Source organism: Bacteroidales bacterium (assembly GCA_014860585.1).
GTDB lineage: Bacteria > Bacteroidota > Bacteroidia > Bacteroidales > 4484-276 > RZYY01.
The window spans coordinates 1-2,150 of sequence record JACZJL010000073.1 but is presented as its reverse complement, the minus strand read 5'-3'; the positions used below and the strand labels follow the sequence as shown (position 1 = coordinate 2,150).

3 protein-coding genes are annotated in these 2,150 nt (G+C 43.5%); all 3 read right to left on the bottom strand.

Annotated elements, in window-relative coordinates; translation table 11 throughout:
- Positions 1 to 132 (bottom strand): dTMP kinase (locus IH598_07815; GenBank protein MBE0638410.1); only part of this gene is annotated, 132 nt, incomplete at its 3' end.
- An 18-nt stretch (positions 133 to 150) separates the two neighbouring features.
- Entirely contained in the window at positions 151 to 1,392 is a 1,242-nt protein-coding gene (gene preA, locus IH598_07810; protein MBE0638409.1) for an NAD-dependent dihydropyrimidine dehydrogenase subunit PreA, read from the bottom strand.
- A partial coding sequence (locus IH598_07805) for an FAD-dependent oxidoreductase (GenBank protein MBE0638408.1) occupies positions 1,389 to 2,150 on the bottom strand: 762 nt, incomplete at its 5' end. The genes IH598_07805 and preA, both read right to left, overlap by 4 nt.

The window sequence follows — 2,150 nt, the reverse complement described above, 5'->3', positions numbered from 1 at the left end:
TGGGCCGTCGGTTGGTTCGAAAGTAGTAAAAACGTGGTGGCCAGCCTTTTGGAGATTTTCCTTTAATAGATTGATTTGCGTGCTTTTTCCGCTTCCGTCAATGCCTTCGATGGCGATGAATAAATTTTTCATGGTTTTTTTTGAATTATTTTAGCAAATTGCAGCGTGTTTAACAATTTTAGTATCAACTTCTTTATGCGTAATGCAGCCCCAAACCGGGCAGACATGTTTACACAACATACACCCGACACATCGTTCTTCATTCACTTTCGCCTTCCTGGTAAAACCATCAAACTCCATGGCCTGATTAGCCCCATCCTGGCACGAAATATAGCATTGTCCGCATCCAATGCACCGTTCCTGATCCACTACCGAAACAACCTGGTATTGCGTTTCGAATTCGGAAGGATCAACAATTTTCTCAGCGGCTTTTCCTACAATCTCGCGAAGTGAATGGATATGGTGGTCAATCATGTAATCGCTCAAACCCTCGATCATATCTTCCACAATGCGGTAGCCATAACGCATTACTCCAGTTGTAACCTGCAGATTTGTAGCACCGAGTAGTATAAATTGGAGTGCATCTATCCAGGTTTCTATTCCGCCAATTCCGCTAACCGGCAGTCCCAACCCCCTGGCATTGTACAATTCGGAAACAAAGCGCATGGCGATGGGCTTCACGGCCGGTCCGGAAAAACCGGTTGGGGCTGAATGGCCGTGAATATTTGGCATTGGCGAGTAATTTTCGATATTCACCTCGCTGATAGCCCTGATGGTGTTGATGGCTGAAATGGCGTCGGCGCCGCCTTCTTTGGCCGCCATAGCCACCGGAATTATATCTGTGATATTTGGGGTCATTTTTGCCATCACCGGAAGCCGGGTAGATTTTTTCACCACTTCGGTAAATGATGCTACGGCATGATAATCCTGACCGACCTTGTGCCCTGAAAATTTGTGCGCCATCTGCGGGCAACTAAAATTCAGTTCGATCATATCTGCGCCGGCATCTTCCGACATTTTTGCCAATTCACTCCAGTCTTTATCAACATAGCCCAAAATACTCGATATCAATATTTTATTTGGATAATTCCTTTTTAGCCAAATTATATCTTTAATGTTATCACCGATGGAACGATCGCTGATTTGCTCGGCATTTTGCAGACCGACAAACCGTTTATCGTTCGAGTGATAAGCGTTAAGCCGTGGCGAAGGCATAACAATTTTAAAGCTCTTTTCAAGATTAAGGGTTTTGTAAACGATCCCGCTCCATCCAGCATCGTAAGCTCTGGCGCACATTTCAGCATGATTGCCAACAGGAGAGGAAGAAAGGCAAAATGGATTTTCAAATTTAATCCCACAAAATTCGATACTTAAATCAGCTTGTTTTCTCATTGGTTGTTCCTCCCTAAGCTTAAATAATTGTGAATACTTCGGGCAGCTTTTTTTCCTTCGCCAACAGCCTGAACCACCGTGGCGCCTCCATTAACCAAATCTCCACCAGCATAAATTCCCGGCAGATTGGTTTCAAAATTTTCGTTTACCTCCACAATTCCTTTGGCCTTAGTTTGCAATCCTTTGGCAATAATCGGTGTCTCAGCGCCGGCTGCAGTGCCAATAGCCTGAATTATCAAGTCAACTCTGAGTGTAAAAGCTGTTCCATCAATGTTACGAATATTCTCCGGTGAGAAATTTCCTGGTGTTTTCCATTCCACTTCAGTGCCCTGAAGAGAAACAATCCTATTGTTTTTGGACATCGCATCTGTAACCTCCGAACCAGCCTTAAAAATAATGTGCATGATTTGGGCGAGATTGATTTCCTCTTTATCAGCGGGCATTTCGTCAAGTTGTTCGAGTGCAATCAGGTAAACTTTCTTTGCACCGGCGGCTTTTGCTGATACTGCCGAATCAATGGCTACACTGCCGCCGCCAATCACAACTACATTTTTACCCTTCAAATTCCATTTGTTGTGATCAATTTTAATCTCTCTGAGGAAATCAATGTAATTGACTGCATTGTCAAATTTTTTCAGGAATCCAAGTTCAAATGCTTTTGAAAGACCATTTCCGAGAAAAACAGCGTCATAGCCTTTGTTGAGAAGTTCGACAACAGCGTCATTGGATATGATGGGTTCGTTATATTTTATTTCGAC

Bases quoted from the DNA above. Each gene is read 5' to 3' on its own strand.
- preA (MBE0638409.1), bottom strand. From the start codon at position 1,392: ATGAGAAAACAAGCTGATTTAAGTATCGAATTTTGTGGGATTAAATTT.